A 15907-nucleotide genomic window follows, 5' to 3' on the forward strand; every position below is an offset into this window, starting at 1 on the left:
ATAGCTATTTGGCGTCTGCCCTTTGATTTTTTTAAAAAGGAGATGGAAGGAACAATGGCGAAAACGAAAAACCGCTGGCTTATCGCCGCAGCGGCGGTCGGCATTCACATTTCAATCGGTTCGGTGTACTCCTGGAGCGTCTTCACAAACCCACTTCGTGATCAGCATGGCTGGGGATTGAGCGAGATTTCATTGACATTCAGTATTGCTATTTTGTTCCTCGGCCTGTCTGCGGCCTTTATGGGTCATTTTGTCGAAAGGCATGGCCCGCGTAAATCAGGAATGATTTCGTCAATTTGCTTTGGGGTGGGTTTAATTGGTGCCGGATTTGCAGAAAGCATTGAATCTCTTTATCTCTTATACTTTTTTTACGGGGTTCTCGGCGGAATTGGGCTTGGAATTGGTTATATTACCCCGGTATCTTCACTGGTAAAATGTTTTCCTGACCGTCGCGGCTTTGCAACTGGACTTGCCATTATGGGTTTCGGGTTTGCCTCGTTAATCGCCAGTCCGATTATTGCGGACCTGATTACGAATATCGGGATTGCCAACACCTTTTATGTTCTTGGTGCCGTATATTTTGTCGTGATGATTTCCTCGTCCCTGTACCTCGCTCCACCGCCACCAGGATGGCTGCCTGAGGGAATGGCGGAAGAGGAAACGAACGAACAAAGAGAGGGAGACCTTTCCCAACTGACAGCCAACGAAGCCGTAAAAACAGTTCGTTTTTGGGCGCTTTGGGCGATGCTGTTTATCAATGTTACATGCGGGATTGCGATAATCTCTGTCGCCTCGCCGATGGCACAGGACATTGCCGGTTTAAGTGCGGCTGGCGCGGCGACAATGGTTGGAATTATGGGCTTGTTTAACGGATTCGGCCGAATCGGCTGGGCGTCCATTTCAGACTATATCGGCCGTCCAAATGTTTATACAGCCTTTTTTGCGATTCAAACAGTGGCGTTCCTGCTGCTTCCGACGACGACAAACGCCCTATTGTTCCAACTGCTGATTTTTCTCATCCTGACCTGTTATGGCGGTGGCTTTGCTTCGATTCCTGCTTATATCGGCGACTTATTTGGAACAAAGCAGCTCGGCGCGATTCATGGCTATATCCTGACCGCCTGGGCGGCAGCTGGACTCGTCGGGCCGATCCTCGTCTCCTGGATCAGGGAAACGACCAACAGCTACACACTAACTCTCTATATTTTTGTGGCCGCCTTTATCGCAGCTCTCGCAATTTCATTGTTGATTCGGGTCAATATTAAAAAAGTTAGGGAGAGAAAGGGGCAGAGCCAGGGGAAATTGGTGAGCCAGTAGATGATAGGATAATGGAGCCTGGGTTTGTGTGATCCAGGTTTTTTTTGATGACAACTTTTTGACCATGTATGAGTGGAATTTGAGATTAACGAGCAGAACTCAAGATTTAAAAGCGGAATTCACGATTCACGAGCGGACCCACACATAACGGCAGAATATATACAATACTTTGTCATGCCCCGAACTCTTCAATCGTGTGAAGGCGCAGACCAGTGACAAGGGTGAGATGAATTTCGGTTACACGTAAGCCTAAAGGCTTTTCTTTTTGTTCTTATAAGCACATGTAGTATAATTAATCTTAGTTGTGCACTTTTGCAAGTGTTGATGGACATTGATCATTCACTATTTGGGCGGGCTTTAACAAAGTGGTCATTCTGTCGCTGTGCTTGAGAGCGTAAAAACGGTAATCAAATATTAATTAAGCAAAAAAATGAAACATTTTTTGCTTTGCATCGTAAATAGATTCATACTCAGTATAATAATGGAGGAATTCATAATATGAAAAAAATATTAGCTGCTTTACTTTCGATAGCAATTATCTTCGCGCCTGTCGGAAACTCTGTGTTCCAAGATCATTCCACAACTGTGGAAGCGAAATCGTATAAGTCAGGCAAAAGAAGCTTTAACAATAATTCGAACACGACAAACAACAATTCATTTTTCCAAAATAAAAAGTCGGACACTTCGACAACAAAAAAATCTGCGGCCACTACCAATACTAAAGGTGGATTTATGTCAGGCGGACTAATGAAAGGGCTTATGTTAGGCGGACTGGCCGGATTATTGTTTGGCAGCCTATTTGCCAACATGGGAATGCTAGGTTCTATCCTTGGTTTAATGATTAATGTTCTGGCAATTGTCGTTCTTATTTCTGTCATTCGTAGAATTTTCGCCTTCTTTACGAATAAAAAGAGATCACAGGAAACAAATCAGTGGAGAAGTTAATCCTTTCAGAGCAAGAGATTATAAATGCTATTTGCGTTTATGTCTCCCGCAAAAAACAAGTAAAGCCTGAAGAAGTTGAAGTAGAACTTATGTATGATGATGATTATGGGTTTTCTGCGGAAGCATTTGTTGACGGCCGGAAACAAGTACTCGTTGCTGCAAACTTAATTGAGGCTCTCCGATTATGGCTTGATGAATTTTTGAACCGGGATCCTTATGCCGGCATCAAGCTGGTGCTTGATGATGAAGAAGGAATTATTGCACAGATCGCATAAAGACAGACTTGTCCATATGAATAAATAAAAATTTTATCTTTGAACAAAACTTGAGGATGATTAATAAGCCTTTAGGAAAGAGCTGGTTTGAGGACTAGCTCTTTTTTTCATCAAAAAACCTCTAACGAATAATCATTAGAGGTTTATGCGGGTGCACTATATATATAAAGAACGCTCATTTAGAATTCAATGTGTGCAAAATCCTCATAATCAACATCGTGAGGAATTTCATTTTCAACCATAAGATCACGAAGTGCAGTCATGGTAACAGATACGTCCATATCTAAAAACTCTTCACCATCTGCATCAAGTTTAACATAGGGGACATTTCGAACAACATATTCGGTCTGATCGATACGCCAAATGATGTCCTTTTTTAACATAGTTGGTTCACTTCTCACCTTGAGAACGACCTCCTTGTCTATGGTAATCATTTGCTTTCACCCCTTCTACGTGTAATTTGTAACTCTTATACGGAGTTTTATACCCTATTTCATATATATTCAATCTTTATCAATTATTAATCGCTGATTATTTCAGCATCCCGTGGGATGGACCACAAGACCACGACAAGAGTGAAAAAACAACGTCTTATATAAAGGAGATTTGGTAAAGTGTGACGAAGAAGGATATACGCATTGTTTTGTAAACGCAACAGCGATAATCGATCCAGTATAAACTGTCAGTTAAAATAGCAACCGGAATTCCCGCAAATATATCCCCAAATTAGTACTGTAGATCATTCATACAAACGGATACAGAAGACTATTTATATATCAGACTATGATAAAAATAACGCCAAAAAGAAAACGCTTACAAACAAAATGAAGGAGGTCAACCATGCCCCATCCGTATTTAACCGGAGACCATGAGATTTTTCGCAGGTCATTAAGAAAATTTTTAGAAAAAGAAGCCTATCCGAATTATCAAAAGTGGGAAGAGGACAGGATGATTCCGCGCGAGTTTTGGAGGAAGATGGGGGAGCAGGGCTTTTTGTGTCCTGATCTCGATGAAAAATACGGAGGCAGCGGTGTTGATTGGGGTTTTTCGGCCGTCATTAATGAAGAGCTGGAGCGGGTCGGGTCCGGACTTGTCGGGATTGGGCTGCACAGTGATATTGTAGTCCCTTATCTCAATACATATGGGACCGAAGAACAGAAGCAACGCTGGCTTCCGTGCTGTGCGCGTGGCGAGTTGATAACGGCAATTGCCATGACGGAGCCCGGAACAGGTTCCGATCTCGCCAATATTCAAACAACGGCTAGAAGTGACGGGGACGACTATATCTTAAACGGCCAAAAAACATTTATTACGAATGGGATCCATGGTGATTTAATCCTGGTTGCCTGTAAAACGGACCCGAAGGCGGTTCCGAAACATAAAGGAGTCAGTTTAATCGTTGTTGAAAGGGACTCTCCTGGATTTACAAGGGGCAGAAAGCTGGACAAAATTGGGTTGCACTGCCAGGATACTGCCGAATTAATTTTCGAGGATTGCCGTGTTCCAAAAGACAATCTGATTGGTGAAGAAGGAAATGGTTTTCTTTACTTAATGGAAAAGCTTCAACAGGAGCGGCTGATCGTTGCGATTGCAGCGCAGACGGCGGCAGAAGTGATGCTGAAACTGACAATCGATTATGTAAAAAGCCGCCAAGCTTTTGGGAAACCGATTAGCGCATTACAAAACACGCAATTTAAAATTGCCGAGATGGCAACAGAAATCGAAATGGGTCGAGTCTTCCTTGATCAGTTAATCGCGGAACACATAGGGGGTCAGGATATCGTCACGAAAGTTTCGATGGCGAAATGGAAATTGACGGACTCGGCCAAAAAAATTGCCGCCGAATGCATGCAGCTCCACGGCGGTTATGGCTATATGGAAGAATACGAGATTGCAAGACGTTACCGGGATATCCCGGTCGCAAGCATTTATGCTGGAACGAATGAGATCATGAAGACGATCATTGCCAAGAACCTTGGCCTCTGAAAGTTATAACATTAACCCAGAAAGGAAAGATATCATGCGAGAAGCAGTCATAGTAGAGGGTGTACGAACACCTGTCGGGAGAAGAAATGGCGCATTAAAGGATATCCGGCCCGATGATTTGGCCGCGTTAACATTGAAAGAGCTCGTCAATAGAGCGGGGATTGCTCCGGCTCTCATTGAAGACGTGATCTTAGGATGTGTGACCCAATCCGGGGAACAAGCCGGTGATATTGCAAGGGTTGCTTCATTAATTGCCGGTTTCCCGATTGAAGTTCCTGGTACAACGATCGACCGCCAGTGCGGATCGAGCCAGCAGGCGGTCCATTTTGCTGCCCAGGCGATTTTGGCTGGTGATATGGATGTGGTCATTGCAGGAGGAGTCGAGAGCATGTCCCGGGTTCCGATTGGCACGAACTATCAAGGAGCTCCTTTTAGTGAAAAACTAAAGAGGCAGCATGAAATCATTCATCAAGGCCTATCTGCTGAGAGAATCGCGGAAAAGTACGGTTTTACGAGGGAGGAACTGGATCAATTCTCGCTGGAAAGCCACCAAAAAGCGTTAAAAGCACAGGCGGAGGGTCATTTTCAAAAAGAAACGTTCCCGATTGAAGTGATTTTACCTGATGGAAGCACTTCCATCTTTAGGGAAGATTCAGGACCAAGAAAAGAATCATCTTTGTCTGCACTGGCAGGACTGAAGCCGGCATTTACGGAAAATGGTGTCATTCACGCTGGTAATTCCAGTCAAATCAGTGATGGGGCTGCTGCACTGCTGATTATGTCCCGGGAAAAAGCAGAGGAGCTCGGTTTGAAACCGCGTTTTCGGATTCATACCCGCGTTGTTGTTGGATCAGATCCAACTCTTATGCTGACAGGTCCGATCCCGGCAACCGAAAAAGTACTGCAAAAAGCGGGGCTATCTATTGATGATATTGATGTGTTTGAGGTGAATGAAGCATTTGCGCCAGTTCCGATGGCATGGCTGAAAGAGACAGGCGCCGATCCACAAAAGCTTAATCCCAATGGCGGGGCGATCGCCCTGGGCCATCCGCTTGGCGGCAGCGGAGCGCGTCTTATGGTAACGATGATGCACGAGCTCGAACGGACAGGCGGACGCTACGGCTTACAAACAATGTGTGAAGGACACGGAATGGCAAACGCGACGATTATTGAACGGCTTAACTAATTTTGGAGGGATGAATATGTCAACAACGGTTGGGAAAATCTTTGATTTGACGGTAAAAAAATATCCTCATAAAGAAGCCATCTATGATGTTCGAAAAAATCTCCGCTATACGTACCAGCAATGGAGCAAGAAAGTGAACCAGCTTGCAAACGCTCTTTTAAATGAAGGTGTGAAAAAAGGCGATCGCGTTTCAACTTTTCTGTTTAATACAGAAGAACTGGCAACTGCTTTTTTTGCCTGCGCTAAAATTGGTGCCATCTTCAATCCGATTAACTTTCGGCTAACAGCAGAAGAGGTGGATTATATTATGAGAGACGCCGAGCCGACGGTCGTTTTGTTTGAACAAGCGTTAGCCGACGTTGTGGCCGCGATTGAAGAACGTTTTTCAACGGTTTCCTTCTGGTTTATTGATGAAGAAACGCCCGATTATGCTGCAAGCTATCATGAAAAAGTGAGTTCCGCTGCAGACACAGACGTTGATAGCAAAGTTCATGAAGATGATTTATATGCGATTATGTACACAAGTGGAACGACCGGCAGGCCTAAGGGTGTACTGCACCGCCACCGCGATATGGTTGAACAAAGCCTGATTGTAATCGGCTCGACAAAATTGGAGAAACAGGATAATGGGCTGGTAACGGCGCCAATGTTCCATTGTGCTGAGCTTCATTGCGCATTCCTGCCCCGTGTTCATGTGGGTGCCAGAAACATCATTCTTCATCATTTCGAGCCAAACAAAGTGCTGCAATTAATAGACCAGGAAAAAGTGACAAAGTTTTTTGCGGCTCCAACGATGTGGAATATGCTTCTCCAGGAAGATTTAAGCCAATATGATATCACGAGCTTAACACTCGGTTTATATGGAGCGGCTCCAATGGCTCCCGCACTCGTCCATGCCTGCCATGACCAACTCAGGATCAAGCTCGTCCAGGCGTACGGAATGACCGAGATGGGCCCGGCGATTACCTTTCTGTCGGCAGAGGATCAGCTCACGAAAGCTGGTTCTGCCGGCCAGGCCTGCCTGAATCATGATATCCGGATAGTCAGGCCTAATGAAACCGGGCCTTCTAATCCTGATGACGTTGTTCCAGCAGGCGAAACAGGTGAAATCATTGTCCAGGGACCGTGTATGATGAGCGGATATTTTCGCCGTGATGAAGCATCCGAAAAAGCGATCTATAAAGGATGGTACCATTCAGGAGATATCGGTTATCTTGATGAAGATGGCTATCTGTGGGTAAAAGACAGGGTTGACGATATGATCATCAGTGGCGGCGAAAATATTTATCCGCGCGAGGTAGAGGACCTTTTATACGAGCACGCAGGGATTCTTGATGTGGCCGTTGTCGGGCAGCCGGATGACCGCTGGGGCGAAACCGTTACAGCTTTCGTCGTCAAAAAAGATGCGCTAATCACGGAGACTGAGCTTGATGAATGGTGCAAGAGAAGTAAAAAGCTCGCCAATTACAAGCGACCCCGCAAGTATGTATTCTGTGAAGCACTGCCACGGAATGCGAGCGGGAAAATCCAGAAATTTACGTTGAGAAAGCAGCTTGAAGAGCTTTTCAGCAACGGAAAGTCATAAACTCCGTCCGGTATAAGATAGTAATATCTGATATATCCGCGAAAATGGTTGGTATATCCGCGAAAATTTTGATATATCCGCGAAAATGGTTGGTATATCCGCGAAAAATGCTGATATATCCGCGAAAATTTGCATATATCCGCGAAAATGCTGGTATATCCGAAAATGTTGGTATATCCGCGAAAAATGCTGATATATCCGCGAAAATGGTTGGTATATCCGCGAAAATTTGCATATATCCGCGAAAATGCTGGTATATCCGCGAAAATGTTGGAGCAAGCGAGGGGAGCCCCTCGCTTTTAATATTGTGACTTAAACGATCTTTTCCGAATCTCCCAATTTAAAAGCTGTTCGCGGTCTTTCCGCTGAAGATGGGCAATCGGCTTTATTTTAACCAATTTTTTAAAGGACTGTGTTGTTTCTTTAACGGCTTTAATGGCAGAATTGACAGCTGCCTTTTTCTGCTGAATATCGGCGATAAGTTGCTGCTGGTTTGCTGTGAGTTCATCTTTTTCTGTTCTTATGCTTTCCGTTTGTTGCTGAACGCGCGTCGCTGATTGCGAAAGATTGTTGATCGCCGGTTTTGCTTCTTTTAACGTTGTGAAGGCAGAGTACCCTAAATAGATGAGCGAGCCGACAACTAAAGCGATGCTTAAGTAGACAATGAGCATTTAGAAACCTCTCCTTTCTTTATTAGCATCAACCGTTTTTTTATTTTTACCCTGAAATGAACGAAACTAACAATTAAAATCACCTTGTTGTTAAATTGTTTAAAAATTCCGCGAAAAAAGCTATTATGAACAATATAGATTTTATCTTTAGGTTTCCGAAAGATTTGCATGGCACAGTGGACAATCGTTTGGAGGGTAACACATGTTTAAGATGTGGGCTTTTTTAAAACCATACCGGATTCCGGTAGCTATCGCTTTGCTTTTAATGCTGACAGAGCTTGCGGTTGAACTTGTACAGCCGCTGCTAATCGCAAAAATCATCGATGAGGGCATTTTGCGCGAAAATCTCCCGGTTGTGATGTTTTGGGGAGCTGTGATGGTCGCGTTTTCGATCATTGCTTTTGCAGCGGGTGTGACGAACTCATTCTATGCTTCCCATGTCAGCCAAAGCTTTGGATACGATGTGAGAGAAAGCTTATTCAACAAGGTACAATCGTTTTCGTTTGCCAACTTTAACAGGTTTCCTGCCGCTTCGCTTGTTACGAGAATGACAAATGATGTCACGCAAATCCAAAACACGGTTTTCATGAGCTTACGGATCGCGCTTCGAGCCCCATTGCTTGTCATTGGGGGCGTCATGATGGCCTTTGCAGTAAATGTGAAACTTGCCCTTATTTTAGCAATAGCACTGCCAATTTTATTTGTGTTTCTTTTATGGCTAATGAAAAAAGGCAGATCCTTGTTTAAATCTGTGCAGTCAAAGCTCGATGGTGTTAATAATGTGATGCGTGAAAATTTGGTCGGGATGCGGCTTATTAAAGCTTTTTTAAGAAGGGGGCATGAAGGGAACCGATTTAAGAAGGCGAATCAGGACTTGATGGAATGGACGGTTTCTGCTTTGAGGATGATGGAAATGGCAATCCCGGTCCTTCTTTTTGTGATGAATTTAAGTATCATCGCGGTTCTTTGGTTTGGTACGGTTGATGTCAGTACAGGTAAGATGCAAGTCGGTGAGGTGGTAGCCATTGTAAATTATGCAACGAGGATCACTGGAGCTTTTTCGATGTTTTCCTGGATTATGATGGCATTTTCGAGGGCGCAGGCTTCCGCGGAGCGAATGTCCGAAGTGCTCGAAACCGAAATCGATCTATATGATTCTGAACACCTTGACCCTTCCATAATAGTCGAGGAAGGGAAGCTAAAGTTTGACCATGTGTCGTTTCAGTATCCGGAGAGCTGCATTCCTATATTGGACGATGTTTCGTTTAGAGTCAAAAAGGGCGAGACGGTCGCCATTCTTGGTGCGACAGGAGCAGGCAAATCGTCTTTGTTCCAGTTAATCCCCCGGCTTTATGATGTCACGAGCGGGGCGATTTATATTGATGATCACGATATTACAATGATGAAGCTTGATCATTTGCGCAGGAAGATTGGCTTTGTTCCGCAGGAAGCGCTGCTATTTACTGGTACGGTGAAGGACAATATTGCCTGGGGAAAAGAAGATGCGACGATCAAGGAAATCATTGAAGCAGCGAAAAGTGCGCAAATTCATGAAACAATCAATAAATTGCCGAAAAAATATGACACAATTGTTGGCCAAAAGGGGGTAAACCTGTCAGGGGGACAAAAACAGCGGATCGCGATTGCCCGGGCCCTGGTGAGGAAGCCGCGGATTTTGCTGCTTGATGATAGTACTAGTGCATTGGATCTTGTAACAGAAGCAAAGCTGCTTGAGGCGATAAAGAAGTATCCTTGTACAACCCTTATTATTACGCAAAAAATTAGTACGGCGATGGAAGCCGACCACATCATCCTTTTAGAGGAGGGCAAACTGCTTGAAAAAGGAAGCCATGCTTCATTATTAAAGCATTCTTCTCTTTACCGGAGCATTTTTCAATCCCAGTATGGAGAGGAGACGTTGCAGCATGTTCAAGGAGTTAACTAAACCTTTCCAATACAAACGTGTTTCTGTTCTGGCTCGGGATGAAATATCCGAAAAAAAGAAAGTAATAGCGAAAAATGGGTTTGCTACAGTTAAGAGGATTTGGCAGTATTTTGCCTCTTGTAAAAGGTTATTTATATTTGTGCTTTTCATGGTTGTAGCCAGCTCGGCTTTGGGACTGCTGGGACCTTTCTTGATCGGGATGACGATTGACGAATACGTAGTCTCAGGTGACAGCAGTAATTTAATATTGCGATTAATTGAATTAGCGGTTGTCTATCTTCTTTATTCTGCTTCGATTTTGTTTCAAAACTTCTGGATGATCGGAATTGCCCAAAATACAGTATTTACGATGCGCACCCAGTTGTTTAGCCATCTTCATAAGCTGCCGATCCCCTTTTTCGATAAGCGCCAGCACGGAGAACTGATGAGCCGTGTCACCAATGATATTGAAAATGTCAGTACGACCTTAAACAGCTCGGTCATTCAAATTTTTTCGAGTGTACTGACGTTGACAGGCACGGTAACTGTAATGCTCTGGCTCAGCCCACTGCTGACACTTGTTACATTAATCATCGTACCGCTAATGTTTATGGGCATGAAATGGATAACAAACCGAACCGGAAAGTTGTTTAAAGAGCAGCAGCATAATCTCGGCAATCTGAACGGATTTATTGAAGAAACGATTTCCGGGCAGCGAATTGTGAAAACTTTTTCGCAGGAAAAGAAGGCGATTTCCGAGTTCCGTACCAAGAATGCGAAGCTAAAAGAAGCGGGCTTTTGGGCGCAGACGTATTCAGGATTTATTCCAAAGCTGATGAACTTCTTAAATAATTTCAGCTTTGCTATTATTGCAGGTATTGGCGGGCTCCTCGCACTAAGGGGTATTGTCACAATCGGGGTAATAGTTATTTTTGCCGAATATGCCCGGCAGTTTACCCGTCCGCTTAATGATTTGGCCAACCAGTTTAACACAATGCTGTCGGCAGTAGCCGGGGCAGAGCGTGTCTTTGCTATTTTAGACGAGAAAGAAGAGATGCAGGACGAACGTTTTGCAGCCGACCTGCCAGCTGTTAAAGGGGAAGTGGAGTTCCGGAACGTATCATTTTCTTATGAAAAGGAAGATACCACAGTAACAGATATTGATTTTTATGCTGCTCAGGGGCAAACAGTTGCCTTTGTTGGACCCACAGGTGCCGGAAAAACGACCTTGATAAACCTGATCTCCCGCTTTTATGACCCGGACAGCGGCAAAATACTGATAGATGGCCACGATATTACTTCAATAAAACGGGAAAGCCTGCGGCGGCATATGGCTTTCGTTCTTCAAGATTCGTTTTTATTCGAGGGCACTATTAAGGAAAATATTCGCTATGGGAGACTCGATGCCAGCGACAGCGAAGTTGAAGAAGCAGCAAGAAAAGCAAATGCTCATTCTTTTATTATGATGCTTCCTAAACGGTATGATACAGTACTCACTCAGGATGGAGAAGGGATCAGCCAGGGCCAGAAACAGCTGCTGTCGATTGCGAGGGCGATTTTAGCCAACCCGGCACTTCTCTTATTGGATGAAGCGACAAGCAGTATTGATACGGTGACGGAAGTGAAAATTCAGGAAGCGCTGCAGAGGCTGATGGAGGGAAGAACAAGCTTCGTCATTGCCCATCGCCTCAACACAATTCAAAAAGCCGATCAAATCATTGTACTGGAAGGGGGCAGAATCACTGAAAAAGGCAGCCACCACGAACTCCTTAAACGACAAGGCTTTTATCACAACCTGTATTTTGGCCAGCTCCGGGATGGTGCAATGTAACAAGTTGCCGATATAGCGGCCGAAGTTGATGATAAATTCGAAAAGTTGGCGATAAAGCGGTTGAGGTTGATGATATATTTGACAAGTTAACGATAAAACGGCTGAGGTTGATGATATATGCGAAAAATTGACGATAAAGTGGCCGAGGTTGATGATAAATTCGAAAAGTTGACGATAAACTGGCTGGAATATGGATTTCACCTCTTTGATAAATAAGGTAATATAAGAGTGCAAGATTTGGCTGGTTACATTCTACGTTTGTCACAAAGATAAGAAGGCATGGGGAACAATGAGAAAATTAATAAAGCTTTATATGATTTTCATCGCGATTGTGATCGCAGGCTGTTCCCAATCGGAACAACCGGACAACCAGGAGAAAAGAACGGAGCTTACGATTTCTGCGGCTGCGAGCATGAAGGATGCTTTGACAGAAATTAAGACAGCTTATGAAAAAGAGCACTCCGGTGTCGAACTGTATTTTAATTTTGGCGGAACTGGAATGCTCCAGCAGCAAATTTCCCAGGGTGCGCCAGTTGATTTATTTTTATCGGCCGCTGAAGACAAATTTGCTTTACTCGTTGAACAAGGCTTCATTGAAGAACGGTATAGCACCGACCTCGTCGGGAATGAATTAGTCCTTGTCCAGTCGAAAAACCGAAAAGAAAATCTGACAGGATTTGCAGATCTTGCCGATGATGCGGTTGAACGGATTTCAATTGGAACACCTGAAAGTGTTCCGGCGGGGAAATACGCTCGGGAACTCTTGGAGTATGCCGAGTTGTGGGAACCAGTCCAGACAAAACTGATTTTCGCCAAAGATGTTCGCCAGGTTCTCACGTATGTTGAAACAGGCAACGTCGACGCGGGCATCGTTTATAAAACGGACGCGCTTGTATCGGATAAAGTAGAAATCGCCGCTGTTGCTGGCGCGGAAACCCACTCCCCGATCGTATATCAATTAGGCGTCATCCGAGGATCTGATAACCGCGACGGAGCGATTAAATTTTATGAATTTTTACAAGCGAAAAAAGCTGTTGATATCCTTGAAAAATATGGTTTTAATTCATTGGCAGACAAATAGGACAGATTGCAAAACTATTTTTGCGCGGTGTTTTTCAAGTGTGCATTCGCGCTACACAGAAAAAGCAAGCAATGAAACGATTAAAACATGCGGAGAGGTGGTAAAGCATACATATAAACGACCCGAGGAGATGAAATGATGGATTTAAATAAAAAGACTTATTATGTCAATATTGAAAATGGCGAGCTTTTGCAAAATGCCACTGAGCCTGAAGCAGAGTGGAATTTTAAAATTTTTGCAACAGACGAAGAAGCAGCGCGGCTGCAAGAACTTTTTAGCGAAAACTATAATGCTGATTTAAAGACGTACGCCCGGGCTCATGTTCCTTACCTCGAATATCACAAAGCTTCACAAAATGAAGAATATGATGCAACGATTGAACAAGCGTATGCGATGATTTATGAGCTTGGCGATGAAAAAGCAAAGCGCCATATCGAAGGCATGGGAATATTAAATGGAGAAGATGATGAGTTAGGTAAAGCACCATAATAATGGAGCGTTGGGTAGTTAATTCGTTTGCGAATTGGCTGTCCTTTTTTATTGCAGAATAGACTATCGTGTATAATAACATTATACAGACTGGCAGGGGGGATAAAGTTGATTGAGCTATTGCCCTTAATGGTTGAACGGGTCGGAATTCTGGTTATTGTCGCATTTTTACTATCAAGGATGAAGTCGTTCAGGCAAATTATCCATAATGAACCAAGCATCTCAGGTAAAGTTATTTTAATTGCCATTTTTGGAACATTTGGAATCATTAGCAATTATACCGGTGTCGAAATCGAAAGCGGGGCCGTTTCTTCCCATGTATGGCAAGCAGATGTTGACATCGACAGTGCAATTGCAAATACAAGGATCATGGGCGTTGTTATTGGCGGTTTGCTTGGCGGGCCGGTTGTCGGATTGGGAGTTGGTTTAATTGCGGGACTTCACCGCTTGACGCTTGGGGGGTTTACGGCAGTAGCATGTTCGGTTTCAACAATTTTTGCCGGCTATGTAACCGGTCTGCTTAGTAAGCGGTACAGAATCCAAAAAAATCGCGCCCCATGGGGAGCCGTTTCAATTGGGATCCTCATGGAATGTATCCAAATGGGAATTATCCTCGCCGTCGCCAAGCCGTTTGACGCAGCTGTCCACTTAGTTGAAATTATCGCTTTCCCGATGATAGCAGTTAATGGATTCGGGACGTTACTGTTCATTTTAATCATTCAAACAATTCTTTCGGAGGAAGAAAGAACAAGAGCGTTGCAAACGAATAAGGCACTTTATATTGCTCAGCAAACGCTTCCATTTTTCCGGCAGGGATTAAACATGCATTCGAGCCGAAAAGCAGCGGAAATTATCCTGGGCGAAACGAAAGCGGATGCCATCGCGATTACGAACGAACATCAAGTTTTGGCCCACGTTGGAGCCGGGTCCGACCATCACAATCCGATGGAAATGCTGGCGACTGAATTGACGAGGAAAGTATTGGAGCAAGGGCGTATTATCAAGGCCAACGCACGCAGCGAAATTCGCTGCATGAAAGAGGACTGCCCGTTGCAGGCAGCTCTTGTGTTGCCGTTAATCGCCAATAGCAGGACAGTCGGGACATTAAAGCTTTATTTCCTGAATCCGGCCAGGATGGACAAGGTTGAACAGGAACTGGCAGAAGGCTTGAGCAAACTTTTTTCCACCCAACTGGAGCTGGCGGAAGCGGAGATGCAAAGGCGGCTCTTAAAGGACGCTGAAATTAAAGCGCTTCATGCCCAGGTTCATCCGCATTTTTTATTTAACTCGATCAATACAATCTCAAGTTTAATTCGCTCGGATAAAGACAAGGCAAGAGAGCTTTTACTAAAGCTTGGTGTGTTCTTTCGCAGCAATCTGCAGGGAGCCCGGCAGATGTTGATCCCGCTGGAAAAGGAACTCGAGCATGTTGAAGCGTATCTTGCTTTGGAACAAGCCCGGTTCCCGGACAAGTATTCTGTTTATATGGATATAGAACCGCTGCTGAAAACAGTGCTGATCCCTCCCTTCACATTGCAGCCGTTGGTTGAGAATGCAATTCGCCATTCTGTTTCAAAAACGCAAAAAGCGGAAATCACTGTGCGGGCTTATGCAAAGGGTGGGAAAATGGTCGTCGTTACCGAAGATAACGGAAAAGGCATCCCCGCCTCGCTGCTTAAGCATTTAGGAAATGATACGGTCAGGTCTGAAGAAGGAACGGGAACAGCATTGTGGAATATCAAAAACCGGATCCAGGAAATCTATGGGGCGGAAGGAAACTTCCTGATTGAGAGTGAACAAGGAAAAGGTACGAAGGTTTTTATCACCATGCCTTTGGAGCAAAGCAAATGGAGTGAGGAGTATGTTAAAGGCCTTTATAGTGGATGATGAGCCGTTAGCCAGGGATGAGCTGGCTTATCTCCTGTTACGGACGAAAAAAGTAGAAATAGTCGGTGCTGCAGATAGTATTGAAACAGCCCTCAAGCAGCTTTCCGATTTCGAAATTGACGTTCTGTTTCTCGATATTGAATTGGGAGAAGACAGCGGTATCGACCTGGCAAAACAGCTGGTTGAACTTGAGCAAAGACCCGAAATTGTTTTCGCAACAGCTTACGATGAATTTGCCTTAAAAGCATTTGAACTGGAGGCAGCAGACTATATTTTAAAGCCTTTTGATGAAAGCCGTGTCGGCCAAACCGTTGAAAAAATCTCAAAGCTCCTCGCCAGGAAAAAAGCAATCAAGTCGGCAGAACCCGAGCAAAAGCCGCCATTTTTGGAACGGACCGGCAAATTGGCGATTACCGCCGAGGAACGGATTGTTTTAATCAATATTGAAAGTATCCTTTATATAAGTACGGCAGAGGGAAGAACCATGATCGCTACGGATAAGCAAAAATATTATGCTGCAGAACCACTTGTAACCTTTGAGCGAAGGCTGCAGGGTACGCCAATTGTGCGTGTCCATCGCGCCTTTCTTGTCAACCTGAAGGCGATTCTTGAAATACAGCCATGGTTTCATTCAACGTATAATTTAATGATGCCGGATGGAGAGAAAGTCCCTGTCAGCAGGACCTATACAAAAGAATTGAAACAGTTGCTGGGTTTTTAGTCCTGCTGC

General features: G+C 44.3%; 14 protein-coding genes. 12 read left to right on the top strand and 2 right to left on the bottom strand.

What is annotated here, in order from left to right:
- Positions 1-54 precede the first annotated feature (54 nt).
- The 3 genes from CU635_RS00730 (at position 55) to CU635_RS00740 (ending at position 2537) form a co-directional block, all read left to right on the top strand.
- On the top strand, positions 55-1317 hold the full coding sequence (locus CU635_RS00730; protein ID WP_101575256.1) for an L-lactate MFS transporter: 1263 nt from the start codon (positions 55-57) through the stop codon (positions 1315-1317).
- A gap of 498 nt (positions 1318-1815) precedes the next feature.
- Positions 1816-2262 carry a hypothetical protein gene (locus CU635_RS00735; protein WP_101575257.1) on the top strand — a complete coding sequence of 149 codons (447 nt, stop codon included), beginning with the start codon at positions 1816-1818 and terminating at the stop codon, positions 2260-2262.
- Positions 2250-2537 carry a YxcD family protein gene (locus CU635_RS00740; protein WP_101575258.1) on the top strand — a complete coding sequence of 96 codons (288 nt, stop codon included), beginning with the start codon at positions 2250-2252 and terminating at the stop codon, positions 2535-2537. The genes CU635_RS00735 and CU635_RS00740 overlap by 13 nt, the downstream gene beginning before the upstream one ends.
- Positions 2538-2716: 179 nt before the next feature.
- Here the strand turns inward: CU635_RS00740 and CU635_RS00745 are convergent, their stop codons facing one another.
- Complete coding sequence (locus CU635_RS00745; protein WP_101575259.1) at positions 2717-2971, bottom strand: hypothetical protein; 255 nt, start codon at positions 2969-2971, stop codon at positions 2717-2719.
- A 406-nt stretch (positions 2972-3377) separates the two neighbouring features.
- Between CU635_RS00745 and CU635_RS00750 the strand changes: the two genes are divergently transcribed.
- The 3 genes from CU635_RS00750 to CU635_RS00760 are packed head-to-tail and all read left to right on the top strand — an operon-like array spanning position 3378 to position 7294.
- The gene (locus CU635_RS00750) at positions 3378-4523 is read left to right on the top strand and encodes an acyl-CoA dehydrogenase family protein (protein WP_101575260.1); all 1146 of its coding nucleotides are present in this window, start codon (positions 3378-3380) and stop codon (positions 4521-4523) included.
- 34 nt (positions 4524-4557) lie between these two features.
- Positions 4558-5709, top strand: coding sequence for a thiolase family protein (locus tag CU635_RS00755; RefSeq protein WP_101575261.1), 1152 nt, complete (start codon positions 4558-4560; stop codon positions 5707-5709).
- A gap of 16 nt (positions 5710-5725) precedes the next feature.
- Positions 5726-7294 (top strand): fatty acid--CoA ligase, encoded by a 1569-nt coding sequence (locus CU635_RS00760; RefSeq protein WP_101575262.1) that lies wholly within the window; start codon positions 5726-5728, stop codon positions 7292-7294.
- Between the two features lie 299 nt (positions 7295-7593).
- Here CU635_RS00760 and CU635_RS00770 read toward each other — a convergent pair whose 3' ends face one another.
- Positions 7594-7965, bottom strand: coding sequence for a DUF948 domain-containing protein (locus tag CU635_RS00770; protein ID WP_101575264.1), 372 nt, complete (start codon positions 7963-7965; stop codon positions 7594-7596).
- Positions 7966-8167: 202 nt separating this feature from the next.
- Between CU635_RS00770 and CU635_RS00775 the strand changes: the two genes are divergently transcribed.
- From CU635_RS00775 to CU635_RS00800, 6 genes are all read left to right on the top strand, one after another.
- Positions 8168-9910, top strand: a complete 1743-nt coding sequence (locus tag CU635_RS00775) for an ABC transporter ATP-binding protein (protein ID WP_101575265.1) — start codon at positions 8168-8170, stop codon at positions 9908-9910.
- Entirely contained in the window at positions 9891-11720 is a 1830-nt protein-coding gene (locus tag CU635_RS00780; protein ID WP_101575266.1) for an ABC transporter ATP-binding protein, read from the top strand. The genes CU635_RS00775 and CU635_RS00780 overlap by 20 nt, the downstream gene beginning before the upstream one ends.
- A gap of 289 nt (positions 11721-12009) precedes the next feature.
- A complete protein-coding gene (modA, locus tag CU635_RS00785) occupies positions 12010-12801 on the top strand; it encodes a molybdate ABC transporter substrate-binding protein (protein ID WP_101575267.1) in 792 nt (263 codons plus the stop codon).
- A 138-nt stretch (positions 12802-12939) separates the two neighbouring features.
- On the top strand, positions 12940-13290 hold the full coding sequence (locus CU635_RS00790) for a hydrolase (RefSeq protein ID WP_101575268.1): 351 nt from the start codon (positions 12940-12942) through the stop codon (positions 13288-13290).
- A gap of 108 nt (positions 13291-13398) precedes the next feature.
- Positions 13399-15177, top strand: coding sequence for a sensor histidine kinase (locus CU635_RS00795; RefSeq protein WP_101575269.1), 1779 nt, complete (start codon positions 13399-13401; stop codon positions 15175-15177).
- Positions 15152-15898 carry a LytR/AlgR family response regulator transcription factor gene (locus CU635_RS00800; protein ID WP_101575270.1) on the top strand — a complete coding sequence of 249 codons (747 nt, stop codon included), beginning with the start codon at positions 15152-15154 and terminating at the stop codon, positions 15896-15898. The genes CU635_RS00795 and CU635_RS00800 overlap by 26 nt, the downstream gene beginning before the upstream one ends.
- Positions 15899-15907: the final 9 nt, after the last annotated feature.

Origin of the sequence: Bacillus canaveralius (assembly GCF_002860125.1) — a bacterium.
In the GTDB taxonomy this organism is placed as follows: Bacteria; Bacillota; Bacilli; order Bacillales; family Cytobacillaceae; genus Bacillus_BJ; species Bacillus_BJ canaveralius.

Bases quoted from the DNA above. Each gene is read 5' to 3' on its own strand.
- CU635_RS00730 (WP_101575256.1), top strand. From the start codon at position 55: ATGGCGAAAACGAAAAACCGCTGGCTTATCGCCGCAGCGGCGGTCGGC.
- modA (WP_101575267.1), top strand. From the start codon at position 12,010: ATGAGAAAATTAATAAAGCTTTATATGATTTTCATCGCGATTGTGATC.
- CU635_RS00750 (WP_101575260.1), top strand. From the start codon at position 3,378: ATGCCCCATCCGTATTTAACCGGAGACCATGAGATTTTTCGCAGGTCA.
- CU635_RS00745 (WP_101575259.1), bottom strand. From the start codon at position 2,971: ATGATTACCATAGACAAGGAGGTCGTTCTCAAGGTGAGAAGTGAACCA.
- CU635_RS00760 (WP_101575262.1), top strand. From the start codon at position 5,726: ATGTCAACAACGGTTGGGAAAATCTTTGATTTGACGGTAAAAAAATAT.
- CU635_RS00755 (WP_101575261.1), top strand. From the start codon at position 4,558: ATGCGAGAAGCAGTCATAGTAGAGGGTGTACGAACACCTGTCGGGAGA.
- CU635_RS00790 (WP_101575268.1), top strand. From the start codon at position 12,940: ATGGATTTAAATAAAAAGACTTATTATGTCAATATTGAAAATGGCGAG.
- CU635_RS00775 (WP_101575265.1), top strand. From the start codon at position 8,168: ATGTTTAAGATGTGGGCTTTTTTAAAACCATACCGGATTCCGGTAGCT.
- CU635_RS00800 (WP_101575270.1), top strand. From the start codon at position 15,152: ATGTTAAAGGCCTTTATAGTGGATGATGAGCCGTTAGCCAGGGATGAG.
- CU635_RS00735 (WP_101575257.1), top strand. From the start codon at position 1,816: ATGAAAAAAATATTAGCTGCTTTACTTTCGATAGCAATTATCTTCGCG.
- CU635_RS00780 (WP_101575266.1), top strand. From the start codon at position 9,891: ATGTTCAAGGAGTTAACTAAACCTTTCCAATACAAACGTGTTTCTGTT.
- CU635_RS00770 (WP_101575264.1), bottom strand. From the start codon at position 7,965: ATGCTCATTGTCTACTTAAGCATCGCTTTAGTTGTCGGCTCGCTCATC.